This window comes from Nocardia stercoris, from assembly GCF_003696265.1.
GTDB lineage: Bacteria > Actinomycetota > Actinomycetes > Mycobacteriales > Mycobacteriaceae > Nocardia > Nocardia stercoris.
Genome location: NZ_RFFH01000014.1, coordinates 111760 through 127958, shown reverse-complemented (window position 1 = coordinate 127958; position 16199 = coordinate 111760). Strand labels below are relative to the sequence as shown.

11 protein-coding genes are annotated in these 16199 nt (G+C 71.7%); 10 read left to right on the top strand and 1 reads right to left on the bottom strand.

The window, feature by feature from the left end; genetic code table 11:
* The first annotated feature begins 53 nt into the window (after positions 1-53).
* Positions 54-1253: a hypothetical protein gene (locus EBN03_RS34325; protein WP_158675742.1), complete on the top strand. Its 1200-nt coding sequence runs from the start codon at positions 54-56 to the stop codon at positions 1251-1253.
* 43 nt (positions 1254-1296) lie between these two features.
* Positions 1297-2199, top strand: coding sequence for an ESX secretion-associated protein EspG (locus EBN03_RS25910; RefSeq protein WP_122190746.1), 903 nt, complete (start codon positions 1297-1299; stop codon positions 2197-2199).
* A gap of 108 nt (positions 2200-2307) precedes the next feature.
* Here the strand turns inward: EBN03_RS25910 and EBN03_RS34320 are convergent, their stop codons facing one another.
* Positions 2308-2988 carry a hypothetical protein gene (locus tag EBN03_RS34320; protein WP_158675741.1) on the bottom strand — a complete coding sequence of 227 codons (681 nt, stop codon included), beginning with the start codon at positions 2986-2988 and terminating at the stop codon, positions 2308-2310.
* Between the two features lie 82 nt (positions 2989-3070).
* Between EBN03_RS34320 and EBN03_RS25900 the strand changes: the two genes are divergently transcribed.
* The 8 genes from EBN03_RS25900 to EBN03_RS25865 all read left to right on the top strand — a co-directional run bounded on the left by EBN03_RS25900 (position 3071) and on the right by EBN03_RS25865 (position 16068).
* Positions 3071-4408, top strand: coding sequence for an AAA family ATPase (locus EBN03_RS25900; protein WP_233608642.1), 1338 nt, complete (start codon positions 3071-3073; stop codon positions 4406-4408).
* Positions 4405-5925 carry a type VII secretion integral membrane protein EccD gene (gene eccD, locus EBN03_RS25895; protein WP_233608641.1) on the top strand — a complete coding sequence of 507 codons (1521 nt, stop codon included), beginning with the start codon at positions 4405-4407 and terminating at the stop codon, positions 5923-5925. The genes EBN03_RS25900 and eccD overlap by 4 nt, the downstream gene beginning before the upstream one ends.
* 11 nt (positions 5926-5936) lie before the next feature.
* Entirely contained in the window at positions 5937-7346 is a 1410-nt protein-coding gene (mycP, locus tag EBN03_RS25890; RefSeq protein WP_233608640.1) for a type VII secretion-associated serine protease mycosin, read from the top strand.
* Positions 7343-9019 (top strand): type VII secretion protein EccE, encoded by a 1677-nt coding sequence (gene eccE, locus EBN03_RS25885; RefSeq protein WP_122190743.1) that lies wholly within the window; start codon positions 7343-7345, stop codon positions 9017-9019. The genes mycP and eccE overlap by 4 nt, the downstream gene beginning before the upstream one ends.
* A 15-nt stretch (positions 9020-9034) precedes the next feature.
* Positions 9035-9388, top strand: a complete 354-nt coding sequence (locus EBN03_RS25880; protein WP_233608639.1) for a helix-turn-helix domain-containing protein — start codon at positions 9035-9037, stop codon at positions 9386-9388.
* 101 nt (positions 9389-9489) lie between these two features.
* On the top strand, positions 9490-10506 hold the full coding sequence (locus EBN03_RS25875; RefSeq protein ID WP_147471704.1) for a discoidin/SUN/FTP domain-containing protein: 1017 nt from the start codon (positions 9490-9492) through the stop codon (positions 10504-10506).
* 2 nt (positions 10507-10508) lie between these two features.
* Positions 10509-11204, top strand: a complete 696-nt coding sequence (locus EBN03_RS25870; RefSeq protein WP_122190740.1) for a hypothetical protein — start codon at positions 10509-10511, stop codon at positions 11202-11204.
* A 115-nt stretch (positions 11205-11319) separates the two neighbouring features.
* Positions 11320-16068, top strand: coding sequence for an NAD-glutamate dehydrogenase (locus tag EBN03_RS25865; RefSeq protein ID WP_122190739.1), 4749 nt, complete (start codon positions 11320-11322; stop codon positions 16066-16068).
* Positions 16069-16199 lie beyond the last annotated feature (131 nt).

Genomic DNA, 16199 nt, shown 5'->3' with positions numbered 1-16199 from the left:
CAGGTAGCGGAGTCAACATGCGGATTTTCGACCCACCGGATCCGATCCCGGTCATGCCGAGGGATTACCTGAACGAACTGACCTCGGGTGCGGGCCGGTCGGGTATGGACGCCATCAGCAAGGCCTACTACGCACTCGGTGACGCGTTGTGGACCGCGGCGAACGGCTCCACCAACACCACCGACGGCATGTCGATGGTGTGGGAGAGCGACGCGTCGAACACCGTCAAGGCCGCGTTCGACGCGCACGCGGCGTGGCTCAAGTCGCACGCCATGGACTCCTTCGACGCGGGCTTCAACGCGAACCTGGTCGGGGACGCCTACGACGCGATCGTCGGCACGATGGGCGGACTCGAGAAGCTCCAGACCATGGTGGAGGTGGCCGAGAAGATCGCCGCTGCGGGTTCCGGGACGCCGGTCGGCGCCGGGATGGTCGCCGCGGCACCGGCGCTGAAGGCCGCCTTGGCCGGTGCGGCCGCCGTCGCCTACAGCGGCTACGGCACGACCGTCTCCGGGCTGACGACCGGGTTGCCGAGTCCGACGACGCCGGCACCGCCGATCGTCGCCCCGAACGGTCAGTTCGCCTCGCCCGAACTGCTCAGTGGGCCCGGCGGAGTCGTCCGAACGCCGGGATCGCCCGTGGTGCAACCGCCGTCGACGTCGGGTCCGCCGTCGTCGTCGGGTCCGGGACAGAATCCGAATCCCGGCCCCGGCCCGAATCCGAACCCAGGACCCGGCCCCGGCCCGAATCCGGAACCCGGCCCCGGGCCGAATCCCGATCCTGTCGGCAATCCGGTGAACCCGGCTGGGCAGGCCGACCCGCTCGGCAGTCTGCCGGGAGGCATGGATTCCGGTGCGACACAGAATGTTTCGCTGGACTCGGCCGGTGGCGGCGACTCCGCGGCCCTGGCGTCGGGTGCGCTGGGGTACGGCGGGCTCGGCGGAATGACGAACCTGTCGCTGGTGCGGGGTGGCATGGGATCCATGCCGGGCACGGCCTCCGGATTCCGGATGCCGGGCAGCTGGCAGAACGGCGGCAAGGCGTTCGGCGCCGGCACCGCCGTGGAGGAGCCGGAGCCGATCGCACCGCGTCGCGCGGTCAGTGTGACCGGCCCCCGCAACCAGCGACGCCGGGACCCCGAGAAGCGGTCGGGCAAGGTTATCGTGCCGGGCGAGCCCGAGGACGTGCCGGTGCTGGAGCTGCCCCCGGAGATCGGGGTGATCGGCTACTCCCTCGACGACCAGGAAGCCTGAACGGCTGTCCCGCAGGCGAAGACCTCCTGAAAGGAACACGAAGATGGCGGAAATCGGTGGCTTGGCCGCCACCGACCCCGCGTATGGTGCCGCCGGTTCCGGGCAGCCGGTGGCCATCGACCTGTCCGTCGACGGCGCGCGGTTGTTGCGGCGGCTGACCGGCATCGAGAGCTACCCGGCGATCCTGGAGATCTACCCGGACGTCTACTCCGACGCGGATCAGGAGTGGGTGGACGAGATCCTGACCGAGAATCTCACCGAGGCGGGCATCCTCGTCGACGGGCAGGTGGAACCCGTTGTCGCACAGTGGCTGTCGGTCCTCGACCGGCCCGATGTCGAACTGGCGGCGGTGATCTGGGATCCCGCCGCCGAGTACGAGGTCGCCGCCACTCTGCGGCTGTCGCTGGTCCGGGCCGACGAGCTGCACGTGCTCGCCGTCCGGTTCGGCGACGAGCTGGTGATCCAGCAGGTGTTCGCCGAGGACAACCAGCTCCAGACCGTCGGCGCGGCCCTGCTCGCCGCACTCGGGCCCTGTCCGCCACTGCACTTCGATGCCATGCGGGCCACCCGCACGGCGCTGCTCGAACTACCGGTCGACGATCCGGACGAGAAACGGCGCGCGCTGCTGGAACTGGGTGCCGCGCCCCGCACCGCGGGTGTGCTGTCCCGAGTGGGCTCGGACGTCGTGCGGCGCGCCGAGGCCGTGGTCACCCGCCACGAGGACGGTGTCGTCGCGCAACCCGACCTCGAACTCGCCGGTGACCCCCCGCCGGCGCTCCAGGTGCTGGATACGCCGGAGGGCCGGATCGTGGTCTATCCCCATGTGGCGGCCGACAGCGAAGTATGGGTGACTTATGTACCGGGCGACGACGCGGCGGTGCACGCCGGGATCCGAGCGTTGGCCGGCCTGATCCCGGGCGGCTGGTTCGGCACCCGCAGGGTGTGATGACGCGGCACGATTTGCTCGGCAGGATCTCTCGGAAGGACCAGTAACCATGGGCGATACGCCGACGCGGAACGGCAATTCCACCCGGTCCATCCGGTCCCAGGGTGGCTACGACACCTTCTTCGCGAAGCTCGACGAGCCCGAATCGGCCCCCGCCGCCGCGAGCAGCAGCTGGCTCGACACGGTCAGCCGTTCCCGCGCGGCGGCCGAGGAGAGCGCCGGGTCGGCCGTGATCGCGGCCGCCGAACCGACAGCGGCCGTCACCGAAGCCCCGGCGCAGGCGGACGAGCAGCGGCCGGCGGTGCCCGTGCCGGGTGCCGCGGTCGCGCCGGTCGCTACCGTCGGCGTGGTGCCGCCGGCAGCGGCCGCCGAGCCAGCGGCGGAGACGCCCATGGCCGGCTCGACGGAGGTTACCGTCGTGACGCCGCTGCCTCCGTTGAGCACGCTGCTGGAGAACCTGAAGGCCTCGCCCGCGCCCGTCGAATCGACCGATGCCGCAGGAACTTCGGGTTCCGCAGCACCTCCGACCACTAACGCGTCGTCGACCCCTGCCGCGTCGTCGAGCTCAGGCGCGTCGTCGACCCCTGGCGCGTCGTCGACTTCTGCCGCGTCGTCGACCCCTGGCGCGTCGTCGACCCCAGGCGCGCCGCCGTCCGCTGGCGCATCGTGGACCCCGGCCGCGTCGTCGACTACCGGCGCGTCGTCGACCCCGGGCGCGTCGTCGGCTCCTGCCACGTCGTCGTCATCCGGTGCGTCGTCCGTGCCGGTTGCGCCGTCGAGTTCTGCCACCTCGTCGACTTCTGTTGCGCCGCCGGCTCACTCCGCGCCGACCGGGGCCGTCCCGCCGTCTGTTGCCGCACCCGCGGTCGGCATGCCCACCACGCGGATGAGCGTCCAGCCCACTGCCGAACCGCTGTCGGGCGGCACTCCGATCCCGCTGACCGAGCCGACGTCGGCCGGCCCGGAGGCCGCGGCGCCTGCGGCGCAGCCGTATATCGCTGCCGCGCAGCCGTATTCGGTGGGTTACGCCGCCCCCGCCCAGGCGGCCGCGGCGGCGCAGGACCGAACTGCCGCGACACAGTCACAATCCGCCGCCGCGCAGGCGCAATCCACTGTGGCACAGCCGCATCCGGCGGCCGCTCAGGTCTATCCCGCCCAGCAGTACCAGCAGGCGTATGCTGCTGCGCCGCAACAGTATTCGGGCACCGTGGCGCAGCAGCCCGCGGCCGGTCAGTCGAGCCTGCTCAATCTCGCCCCGACCTCACCCGAACTGCTCGCCGAGATCGCCGCCACCAAGCAGGCCCATCTGCGCTCCACCCAGGGCATGCGCGGGGCGCTGAACAAGGTCGGCTTCTCGCTCGGGCTGTCGCCCGCCGAACGCCGGATCCAGGACCGCCGCACCCGGATCCGCCGCCAGCTCACCCGCAACTACCAGATCGCGGTGATCAGCGTGAAGGGCGGCGTCGGCCGCACCACCACGGTCGCCGCGCTCGGCTCCACATATGCCGAGTTGCGCGCCGACCGGGTGGTCGCCGTCGACGCCAACCCCGACTTCTCCGACCTGGCCAGCCGCACCAGCCGGCACCCGTACGGGCTGACGCTGCGGGACCTGGCGATGGCCCCGCAGCTGGACTCCTTCGCCGCGGTCCAGTCCTTCGCCTCGGTGAACAGCGCCGACCTCGCGGTGGTGGCGTCGCCGTGGAGCCCGGAGGCCGCCGCGCCGCTGACCGGCGCGGAGTACGTGGCCGGGGTCGGGATCCTGCGCCGGCACTACAACCTGCTCGTGATCGACTGCGGCACCGGTGTGCTCGACTCGGCGACGGCCACCGTGCTGCGCACCAGCGACGCGGTCGTGGTGGTGACCCCCGCGACCGTGCGCGGCGTGACAGGTGCGGTCGCTACGCTGCGCTGGCTCGACGCACACGGGCTTTCGCAGCAGCTGGCTGCGTCCATGGTGGCGATCGTGCATCAGCATCCGGCGCGTCCGACTGTGGAGGTGGACAAGATCGAGGAGCTGTTCGCGGCGGCCGAGCGGCCGACCCGGACCCTGCCCTACGACCCGCATCTGGCCGAGGGCGGGGAGATCGATCTGCGCCTGCTCCAGGAGGAGACCGCGGTCGCCTTCGAGGAATTGGCTGCCGCGCTGGCGGATTGGTTCCCCAGTCATCCCGCCGCAACCGCCTACACCGACCGAGGAGTCCATCGGTGAGTACCGCTTTCGCTCCGGCCGCGGCGGGAGCCGCTGCCGCCGCCCAACCAGCCGAGGTGGCCCGGGTCCGGGTCGCGGTCATGGTCGCGACGTATCAGGTCGACGTGGTGCTGCCCACGAAGTTCGCGATCGAGTCGTTCGTCGACGATCTGCTCGGCGTGCTGGCCGAGGCGATCGGAGACGACTCGGTCGATTTCACCGCGGCCGAAGGCCAGTGGACGTTGAGCCGCCCCGGTGAGCCGCCGATGCCGCGCTGGCGGACGCTCGAGGACCACGATGTGACCGACGGTGGTCTGCTCATGCTGTCGCTGGTGGAGTCGTCGGAGGTGTTCACTCCGGTCGTCGAGGACATCACCGACGCGCTGGCGCTGATCAACGAGCGAGAGTTCGCCGAATTCGACAGCACCACAGCGGCGGTCGCCGGACTGTCGGTGCTCGGTGTCGGCGGATTCGTGGCCGCGGTGCTGCTGTCCTGGTCGTGGATGCGCAGCGGCTCGGGCGTGTGGTGCGGGCTGCCGGCGCTGGCGCTCGGTGTGACCTGCTGGCTGGCGGCCGTGGTCGCGCGGCGCGGGTTGCCGCCGCGGGTCGCGCTCGGGCTGGCGCTGCCCTCGGTCGTGCTGCTGTTCGCGGGCACCGCCATGCTCGTGCCCCGGCCCTACGACCAGCCGGGCCCGTTCGCCGCGGCGAACATCGCCGCGGGCGCGATCGTGGCGGCCGCGGCGGCCGCCGCCATGATCCGGACCCTGCGCACCGGGGTCGCCACCCTGGTGGGGCTGACCGCGGTCGGGATCCCGGTCGCCGTGGCCGCCGGGATCACCGCGTTCACGGACCTGCCGGAGCGGCACGTCTACGGCGGCCTGGTCCTGGCCGGGCTGATCCTGCTGACCATGGCTCCGCGACTTGCGGTGGTACTGGCCCAGATTCGCCCGCCGGACCTGCCCGACCCCGGCAGCGACGTCTCCCCGGGCACCCTCACCGACGTGTTCGACACCGAGACCGCGCAGGCCGCGGCCGCGGACGCGGAGGATCCGGGTGCCGGCCCGGCGCTCGGTATCGAGCACCGTGCCCGCCGGGCCGTCGCCGCGCTGCGTGGCCTGCTGGCCGGATCCTGTGTGCTGCTGGGCGGTTCGACTGTGCTGGCGGCCGCCGCCGAGCCGGGCGGGGTCCGCGAGATCGTGCTGGGCGTGGCCGTGTCGGGCCTGCTCGTGCTGCGGTTGCGCTGGTTCCCGGACCGGGTGCAGGCGGTGTCGCTGCTGGTCGCCGCCGCGGTGACCGCGGCCGGTGAGGCGGCGGTGCTGGTGGGGGCGTACGCGTCGCCGCAGGCGCGGCTGGCCGTGGTCCTGGTGCTGGCCGCGGCCGCCACCGCGGGATGTGTTGCGGCGACGCGGCTTCCGGGTGTTCGGCTGTCGCCGGTGACCCGGCGCGCCATCGACCTGCTGGAGTACGCGCTGATCGTCGTGGTTCCGATGATCGCCTGCTGGATCGCCGGTATCTATACCGCCATGCGAGCGATCTGATGGGGTCGGCCGTGGCGTTCGCCGGGGCCCCGACCGCCGCCGGATCGTCCGCCGTGGCCCGGTTCGCCTGTCGGGCAACAGCTTTCGCGGGCGCGGCGCTGCTGGTGCTGTCGGCGGCGAGCCCCGCGCTGGCGGTGGCGCCGCCCGACGTCCTGGTCGGCACCGTGCCGCCGGACGGCCCGCCGGGACCGGAGCTGCCCACCAAGCAGGACAAGGGATGTCAGACCGCCGGTGTGCTGCCCAACAGCGACCTGGTGCAGGTGCCGCCGCCCGAGCGGGCCCTGGAACTGCGCCAGGCACGCGCGCTGACCCGCGGTGCCGGAGTCACGGTGGCGGTGCTCGACACCGGGGTGAGCCCGGATACGCGGCTGCCCAACCTGATCGGCGGCGGCGACTATGTGCAGGCCGGCGGGGACGGGCTCTACGACTGCGATGCGCACGGCACCCTGGTCGCTGGGATCATCGGGGGCGCGGCCGATCCCGCCGACGGGTTCACCGGCGTCGCACCGGACGCGCGGATCGTGTCGATCCGCTATCGCTCCGGCGCGTTCAGCCTGGACAACCCGCCGCAGAACTTCGATGCGGTGCAACAGGCTTCGCTCGACGTCCGGACCATGGCGCGAGCCATCACGCACGCGGCGAACCTGGGCGCGGGGGTGATCACGGTGTCGGTGCCGATCTGCCTGCCGGTCAGCACCCAGGTGGACCAGTCGATGCTGTCCCAGGCGATCGGCTACGCCGTCCACGTGCGCGGCGCGCTGATCGTGGCCGGCGCCGGGAACACCGGCGGGTCCGGTTGCGGTCAGAATCCCGCCATCGACCCGAGCCGTCCGTTCGATCCGCGCAACTGGGATGCGGTGAAGACGATCGCGACGCCGAGCTGGTACAGCACCGACGTGCTGACCGTCGGATTCACCACTGCCGCAGGGGAAACGATGGACGACTCGCTGACCGGCCCCTGGGTGTCGGTCGGTGCCCCGGGAACCGGAATCGAGTCTCTCGGACCCGGCGGCCCGAGCCTGATCAACGGTGTCGGCGCGGGCGACAAGCTGGTACCGGTCGGCGGCGCCTCGTTCGCGGCGGCCTACGTCAGCGGCGTGGCGGCCCTGCTGCGCTCCCGGTTCCCCAACGAGACCCCGGCCGAGATCACGGCCCGGTTGGTGGCGGGGGCGCACGCGCCGGCCCGCGGGGTCGACAATACGGTCGGCGCGGGGGTGATCGACGCGCTCGAGTCGCTGTCGTACCGGACTCCGCCGAAGCCGCCGGCCGACACCGCGCGCGGCGCGATGCTGGTCATGCCGCCGCCGCGGCGGCCGGTGGACTGGCGGCCGCGCACGGTGGTGGGCATCGTGTTCGGTGTTGTGATCTTGTTCTGGCCGGTGTCGGCCGGGTTGCGTGCGGTGTTCCGGAGGAAGCCATGAACGGTGTACGCGGGGTACGCCCGGGAGTGAACGGCGGCCCGCTCATCGCGTTCGTGGTCGTGGGTTCGATGCTGGCCGCGGGGATCTGGGCCCTGGCGGCCTGGTGGATCGCGGCGGGCGCCGTCGGCTTCGCGCTGCTGGTGGTCAGCGTCCCGCTCGGCGGCGTGACCGTGGCGGGCCGGCTGCGCGATGCGGCGGTGTTCGAGTTCGGGCTCGCCGCCCGGGCGCGGCGCCGCACGACGGCCGCGGACCTGCGCGACGTCGAGGTGAACGCCGGGACCTGTGGCATCCGGTTCACCGACGCGGCCCTGGTCGCCATGATCCAGTTGGCGCCGGACCTCGACCTGCCGACCGTCATCGCCGACAAGACGGTGTACACCGAGGACACGGTTCCGATCGAGGTGCTGCTGCCGCTGCGCCGCCAGTACGGCATCGACATCGAGATCGACATCGTCACCACCGGGCAACGGATCCGGTCGACCGGCGGCTACGGACTGCTCTACGACCAGCTGATCGGCCCGCAGGCGGTCGTCGGCGACCGGCTTACCTGGCTGGTGGTCCGGCTCGACCTGGAACGCAACCTGCCCGCGCTGGGCCGGCGCGGGCAGGTCGCGCGGACCGGGCCCGCGGCGCTGGCCGGCGCGGCGCACCGGATCGCGAACCGGTTGCGGGAGAGCGGGATCGCCGCCCACGTGCTGCCGGCGTCGGCGCTGGCCGAGGCCACCATGGTGCTGCACGCCGGGGTCGACCTGGCGGATCTGCGGGAGCGGCGCAACCAGCTGGAGTCCTCGGTGCCGGGGCGGTGTGTCACCACCTTCCGGATCGACTGGGCTCGGCTCGGTGACGCCGGCCTCGACGACTGCTGGAGCTGGAACCGCGGCCGCACCACGGTCGTCGTCGGGCTGGCGGGCAGCGCCGCCGGTCCGGCCGGGCTGGTGCGGTTCGTCGGCCCGCCGGCCACCGATCCGCTGCCCGGCTATCTGCGCCGCCTGCCCGGCAAGCAGTCCGAGGCCCTGCTCGCGACGCTGCCCACCGAGGTGTCGGCGCACGAGCTGGTGGGCGGCCGGGTCGACAGCGACTCGGCCGCGACGGTACTGTCCGAACTGGACATTCCGATCGGTCCCAACGGCCAGATCCTGGGTGCGCTCAACGGCCAGCCCCGGCATCAGCTGGCACTGCCGCTGTTCGACCCCACCCGGTACAACCCGCGGCAGCGCACCGTCGATGTGCAGGCAGCGCTGCCGGTCGCGCAACAGATCGTGTTGCGGGCCACCGCGGTCGGCGCCAACGTCCAGGTCCATTCGGCTCGGCCGCACCGCTGGCAGCAACTGGTCTCGGCCGTGGGCGATCCCGCTTCGCTGCGGCTCGCGGTGGACGCGGAGGGGACGGGCGGCGACCCGGCGCCCGGGGCCGGGGGCCGGCCGACCATCGAGGTGTTCGATCAGGTCCCGCCGCACGCGTCCGACGCGCCGACCACGGTGACGATCAGTGATCCGGGCGCGCCGCGGCGCCGCTCGGCGGATCTGACGATCCAGCAGGTGGATACGGCGACCGTGGAAGTGGGTATCCCGATGCGCACGGTCCGAGTGGATCTGATCGAGCCGCGCGGCGAGACCCGGTATCTCGAATCGGGTGCCGAACCCGGTGGCGCGATTGCGCGCGTCGAGTCTTGATGAAAGGAGATTGAAGTGTCCAGCAGTGTGTCGATGGAATTCGAACCTGAGAGCGTCGATTCGCGGGCGGTGGCCGACGGTGGTGAACTGACCCCGCGTCAGGCGGCGGCATCGATATTCTCCAGCCGGTTGTCGGCGTTGATCACCGAATCGATGGTGTCGACCGAGGACGGGGCTACCCGGTCGCTGACGTTGTATTCGCTGGCCCAGCATCTGGAGTTGGCGTATCCGGATGTTCCGGTGTCCCAGTCCGGTTTGTACCGGCTGATTCACGGTGACGCGATTCCGCGGCTCGACCTGATCATCGCGCTGGCCCGGGTATTCGACGTGCCGCCGGAGTTCTTCGTCACCGCTGACGCGAAACGCTGAGTCGCGGCGGGTATTTCCCGCTACCGGTGGCGCCGGGCATTCCCCACGGGCGGGAACAGGGAGGCGGCACAACGGTGTTCGCGCCGGATACCATCGCGGATATGCCCGATGGGGATAATGCAGACGCCTTTCTCCGGCATCGCGGTGCGGTGCTGGAGACCCTGCTGGCCGATCCCGCGGTAGGCGGTTCGGCGGCGCCCGAACCGGCCGAATCCCCGCTTCCCGCAACCGGTCTCGGATTACCGCTGCTGGAATCCGCCATGGGTTCGGGGGCTGATCCCGACGCGCCGCCCGCGCGGCCGCGGCCGCCGAGCGAGGGCGCGAAGGCGAGCGAGCGGATCCTGGCGCTGCTCAGCGGCGAGGGCGGTCCGTCCGCCGCCGAGCGTCCGGGGCAGTTCGCGGAATTCGACCCCGGCCGGCTGTCGGCCGAATCCGCCGCGCCGCCACCGCCACCGGAGCCGCCGGCCGCCGCGCCCGCCCGGCCTGCTCCGCAGGGCGGGGTGCTGCGGAAGCCGGTGGTGATCTTCTCGATCGGCGCGGTGCTGGTGCTCGTGGTGATCCTGGTGCTGGCGCTGACCAGTGGTGGCGGCAAGCATCAGGCCGACAACGTCGCGTACGTCACCGCGGCGCCCGGGCCGCCGACCTCGGCGGCCCAGCCGGTGACACCCACGGCGGCGGCCTCGAGCACGCTGACGGTGAAATCGGCGAGCTCGCACTGTCCGGCGGGCAGTACGCCCGGTATGGACGCGTTCGGCGGCCCGGGCAAGGCCTGGACCTGTGTGCGCGCGTACAAGGTCGACGGACAGGTGCTGACCCTCGATCTGGGACATACGTACCAGATCGATTCGATCGGGATCGTGCCCGGCTGGGACCAGGTCGGAACCGACGGTATCGACCAGTGGACCAAATACCGTACGGTGAGCCGGGTTTCGTACCAGTTCGACGACACCGACACCACCACCTACACCCAGCAGACCCTGGACCAGCGTCAGCTGGTGGTCACCAAGCTGAGCCCACCGGTCACCGCGTCGAAGATCGTGCTGACCGTGCTGGCGTCCAAGGGTGATCCGACGATCAACACCGTCGCCATCTCCTCCATCGTGATCACCGGGCACTGACCATGCTGACTCACCTGATCTGTGACTACTGTTCACACCGCACCCCGGCGGCCGAATCCCGATGCGGGCACTGCGGTGCGCCGCTGTCGGGTGTCGCGCGATCGCTGGAGGCCACGCGGTCCCTGGAATCGGATGTCGGGGGAGTGGTGCGGGGCGCGGTCGCGCTGTCCGGTGCGGCCGAGACGGTGGCGACCGAGGTGGCCACCGCGTCCGCCGAAGGCACCTCGCTGGTCCGGCAGTGGCAGGCGGTCGCCGCCGCACTGGCGGCGCTGGTGGCGATCGGTGCGCTGGTCGTGCACTGGGTCTCCGGTGCGGCGCCGGCCCTGGCGCCGCCCGGTCCGGCGGGTGTGGGTGCGCTGCCGGCCAATCTGCGGTCCGCGTCCTGCCGGACGGTGGGTGCGGTGGATCAGTGCGTGATCGCGCCGGACGATCCGTTGCTGGCCGGTGGTCTGGTGGCGGGCCGGGAGCTGCCGTTCTCCCGGCAGGTGCTCGATCCGAGCCGGTCGGCGGAGCAGTTGCGGAACTGGCGCGGCCAGCAGCCGTCGGTGGTGGTGGACGGTGCGGTGTTCGCCGCGGTGGGTCCGGCCGCGACGGTGTGGTTCGCCGATATCCGAACCGGATTGTGTATCGAGACCGGCACTTTCGTGGACCGGGCGGCGGCTCGGACCTTTCTGGTGCGTTCCGGCTTGGCCGGTTGAGCACACCCGCGTCACCGCCGCCTTCCCAGTGTTGGCGCGTTGTTAACGTAAATAATGTACCGTTAATCAACGGTACGTTACTCAGGTCAAGCGTGATCTCGGAAGGTGCGGGCCGATGACGGCGACAACCCAGCAAGTGATTCCCGGACCGTGGCCGCGGGACACCCGGTCCGGTGTGGAAGCGGTCTACTTCCGCTCGATGGGGTCCGGCGCGGTGACGCCCACCGTGCCGGACCGCACCGAGCAGGTGTTCGGCCGGCACCTCCAGCTCGCGGCCCGGCGGCTGCCGGGCACCGCGCTGGTCCGGGTGTACCGGCCCGAGGCCGACGGCGACCTCGGCCCGGCCGTCCAGCTCGTCACCGACGACATGCCACTGCTGGTGGACTCGGTCACCGCCGCGGTCCGCCGCTGGGGCGCCGACGTGGTCGCGGTGGTGCACCCGGTGATCGCGGTGATCCGGGACAGCGGCGGGCGGCTGACCGCCGTGGCCGAGCCCGGTGTCACCGCCGACCGGTCTGTCGCGGAATCCTGGATCCACCTGCAGCTCAACGCCGACGCCGGCCCGGCCACCCTGGACCGGATCGAACGCGGCCTGCCGCCGCTGCTCGACCTGCTGCGCCGCGTCGACGACGACACCCCCGAGATGACGGATTCCCTGCTGGCGCTGGCGGATACGCTCGGCGACGCCGAATCCGCCCGGCTGCTGCGCTGGCTCGCCGACGGGCACTTCACGCTGCTCGGGGCGGCCGGATATCCGGGGTCCGGCGATGCGGCACCGGGGCCGTGCTGGGGGATTCTGCGGGACCGGCCGGAACTGGCCGCGCTCGGTACGGCTGCGTCCGCCTCGGCAGCCGATGATGATGCCGCGCTGCGGCTTTCGCTCGGCTCGCTCGACGAGGTGCTGCCGGGCACACCCGACGGCTGCGTGATCACGGTGACCGTCGACGGCCGGCGGCACGTCTACATCGGTGCTTTCACGGTCACCGGCAGCCACGAGGACATCCTGTACATCCCGGTGGTGCGGGAACGGGTGCGGCGCGTCATCGAGCGCTCCGGGGCGAGCATGAACTCGTTCACCGGTCAGGCATTGCTCGAAGCGCTGCAGAGCTTTCCGCGCGCCGAACTGTTCGCCACCGACGCCGACCGACTGTTCGAGACGGTGTCGGTGGTGCCCGCGGCGGGGCAGCTGCGCGAGGTCCGGCTGTTCCTGCGCCAAGACGCGGGCGACGGCGCGGTCTACTGCCTGGTCTATCTGCCCCGGGACCGGTATTCGGCGGCGACCCGGACCCGGCTGCGGGAAGTCCTGCGCGCCGAGCTGGGTGGCGCCCAGGTCGACTACACCGCGCGGGTGACCGAATCCGAGCTCGCCACACTGTATTTCACCGTGCACCGGCGGCCGGGCGAGGTGCCGGCCGACCTGACGGAGCGCAATCGCGCCCGGATCGAGCAGTTGCTCACCGTCGCCGCCCGCAGCTGGGCCGACCGGGTGGTGGCCGCGGCCGCGCCGATGCCCGCGATCGGGCCCGACCTGGCCCACCGGTACGCGACGCTGTTCCCGGAAAGCTATCGGCAGGAACGGGAACCGGAACAGGCGCTGGCCGACGCGCTGCGGCTGCGGCAGTTGCCGGCCGGAGCCGTGGACAGCACCCTGTATCGCCGGCGCGACGCCGCGCCCGGCGAGTGGCGGTTCACCCTGTACGTGGCCGGTGCCGGGGTGTCGCTGAGCCGCATCCTGCCCGTGCTGCACAGTCTCGGCGTGGAAGTGGTCGACGAGCGTCCCTACGCGGTGGGCCTGCCCGACGGAATCGACCGCTGGATCTACGATTTCGGCCTGCGGCTGCCCGTCGACCTGCCCGGCGGCCGGGCGGCCGGCACGCTGCGCGACCGGGTGTCGGCGGCGGTGGAAGCCCTGTGGGGCGGTGCCGCGGAGGTCGACGGGCTCAACGAACTCGTCCTGCGGGCCGGCCTGGGCTGGCGGGTGGTCACGGTGCTGCGCGCCTACGCGAAGTACCTGCGCCAGGCCGGATTCGCCTACGGTCTCACCGGCATCACCCGGGTCCTGGTGGCGCACCCGGGGATCGCCGCACTGCTCGTCGAATTGTTCGAGGCCCGTTTCGATCCCGACCTGGACCGGCGCATCCGGTTCGAGCGGGTGCGGGTCCTGACCGCGGACCTACAGGAGCGCATCGACGCGGTGGCCGGACTGGACGCCGACCGGATCCTGCGCGCACTGCTCGACCTGACGCTGGCGACCTTGCGTACCAACTACTTCCGCGTCGACGCGGACGGACAGGCGCCGGCGTTCCTGTCGCTCAAGCTGGACGCGATCGGGCTCGCCGAACTGCCCGAACCCCGGCCGCGTTTCGAGATCTTCGTGTACTCGCCGCGGGTGGAGGGTGTGCACCTGCGCTTCGGTGCGGTGGCGCGTGGCGGTCTGCGCTGGTCGGATCGGCTGGAGGACTTCCGTACCGAGATCCTGGGCCTGGTGAAGGCGCAGGCGGTGAAGAACGCGGTCATCGTGCCGGTGGGTGCCAAGGGCGGCTTCGTGGTGAAACGGCCGCCCGTGGCGACCGGTGACGCCGCCGCCGATCGCGCGGCGGCGCAGGCCGAGGGGATCGCCTGCTACCGCACGTTCATCAGCGGGCTGCTCGACCTCACCGACAACACCGACCGCGGCAGCGGCGAGGTGCTGCCGCCGCCGCGGGTGGTCCGCTACGACGGTGACGACACCTATCTGGTCGTCGCCGCCGACAAGGGCACCGCCACCTTCTCCGACATCGCCAACGAGGTGGCCGCCCGGTACGGCTTCTGGCTGGGCGACGCGTTCGCCTCCGGCGGTTCGATCGGCTACGACCACAAGGCCATGGGCATCACCGCCAAGGGCGCCTGGGAATCGGTGAAGCGTCACTTCGCCGAACTCGGTATCGACACGCAGACAACCGATTTCACCGTCGTCGGGGTCGGCGACATGTCCGGTGACGTGTTCGGCAACGGCATGCTGCTCTCCGAGCACATCCGGCTGGTGGCGGCGTTCGACCACCGGCACATCTTCCTCGACCCCGATCCCGTTGCGGCGGTGTCGTTCCGGGAACGGCAGCGGATGTTCGCGCTGCCCCGCTCATCGTGGGCCGACTACGACACCGCGCTGATCAGCGCGGGCGGCGGGGTGTACGACCGCAGCAGCAAATCGATTCCGGTGTCACCACAGGTGCGGGCCGCGCTGGGCCTGGATGCGCGGATCGTGGCCCTCGCGCCGCCGGAACTGATCCGGGCGATCCTGCTGGCGCCGGTCGACCTGCTCTGGAACGGCGGGATCGGCACCTACGTGAAGGCGTCGACGGAGACCGACGCCCAGGTGGGCGACAAGTCAAACGACGCGGTGCGGGTGGACGCGATCAGCCTGCGGGCCAAGGTGATCGGCGAAGGCGGCAACCTCGGGCTGACCGCACTGGGCCGGATCGAGTTCGCTCGCGCGGGTGGCCGCTGCAACACCGACGCGGTGGACAACTCCGCCGGGGTGGACTGCTCCGACCACGAGGTGAACATCAAGGTGCTGCTCGACGGCGCGGTCGCCGCCGGCGAACTGTCGCCCGCCGAACGCAACGACCTGCTGGCCGCGCAGACCGACGAGGTGGCCGCACTGGTGTTGCGCGACAACATCTCCCAGAACCGCCGCCTGGGCCTGTCCCGCTCGCACGCGGCGCAGATGGCACCGGTGCACCGGCGGCTGCTCGCCGAACTCGAATCCCGCACCGGTCTGGACCGGCGGCTCGAGGCGCTGCCCGACGAGGCCGAACTGAAGCGCCGGATCGCCGCCGGGACCGGCCTCACCTCACCGGAACTGTCGAACCTGCTGGCGCACGTGAAACTCGCGCTCAAGGACGATCTGCTGGCCGGCGGCCTGCCGGACAGCCCGGCGTTCGGCGCGGTCCTGCCGCAGTACGTCCCCGCACCGCTGCGCGAACGTTTCGCCGCCGGCCTGCGCGCACATCCGTTGCGCCGCCAGATCATCGCCACCGAGGTGGTGAACCGCATGGTCGACAACGGCGGCATCACCTATGCCTTCCGCCTCGCCGAACAGGCCGGCGCCACCACCGAGGACGCGGTCCGCGCCTACACCGCCGTAACCGAGATCTTCGACCTCCCGGCCCTGTGGCAGCGAATCCGCACCGCGGCGGTACCCGCCGCCCAGGCGTACCGCCTCGAACTGGAAACCGACCGCACCCTCGACCGTGCCTCCCGCTGGCTCCTGGCCCACCGCCCTCAGCCCATCGCCGTCGCAGCCGACATCGCCCGCTACCGCGACGGGGTACGTGCCCTCGGTCCGCGCGTGGACCGCTGGCTCGCCGAGCGGCCGGCCGCCGAACGGCTCGTGAGCGCACAGGCGCCGGGTGCGGAGTTCGATAGTGCGGCAGGCGAACTGGTGCGTGAAGTGTCAGCGCTCATCCATCACTACGCGCTGCTGGACGTGATCGACATCGCCGAGATCGCCGACCGTGACCCGGAGGAAGTCGCCGACCTCTATTTCGCCCTCGACGACAACTTCGGCATCCAGAGCCTGCTCGACGCCGTCACCGCCCTCGATCGCGGCGACCGCTGGCACGCCCTGGCCCGCCTGGCGGTGCGCGACGACCTGTACGGCTCCCTCCGCGCCGTCACCCTCGACGTGCTCCAGGCGACCGCCCCGGAAGACAGCCCCGCCGCCAAGATCGCAGACTGGGAGTCCCGCAACCGAACCCGCCTGACCCGCACCCGAGCCACCCTCACCGAGCTCGCAGCAGCGGACACCCTCGACATGGCCGCGCTCGCCGTAGCAGCCCGCCAACTGCGCACCCTGGCGGGCACCCCGACACCGAAACCCTGAATCGCCCACGCCTCTCACCTTCGTCGTATCCCTTTCGACGGAGGTGAGAGGCAGCGAAGGGGATGTGCACTGTCTCGGCACGGAAGCGCCGGACGTAGCGGCAGGTGCGGTTCGCGTTCAGCTCCGGAACT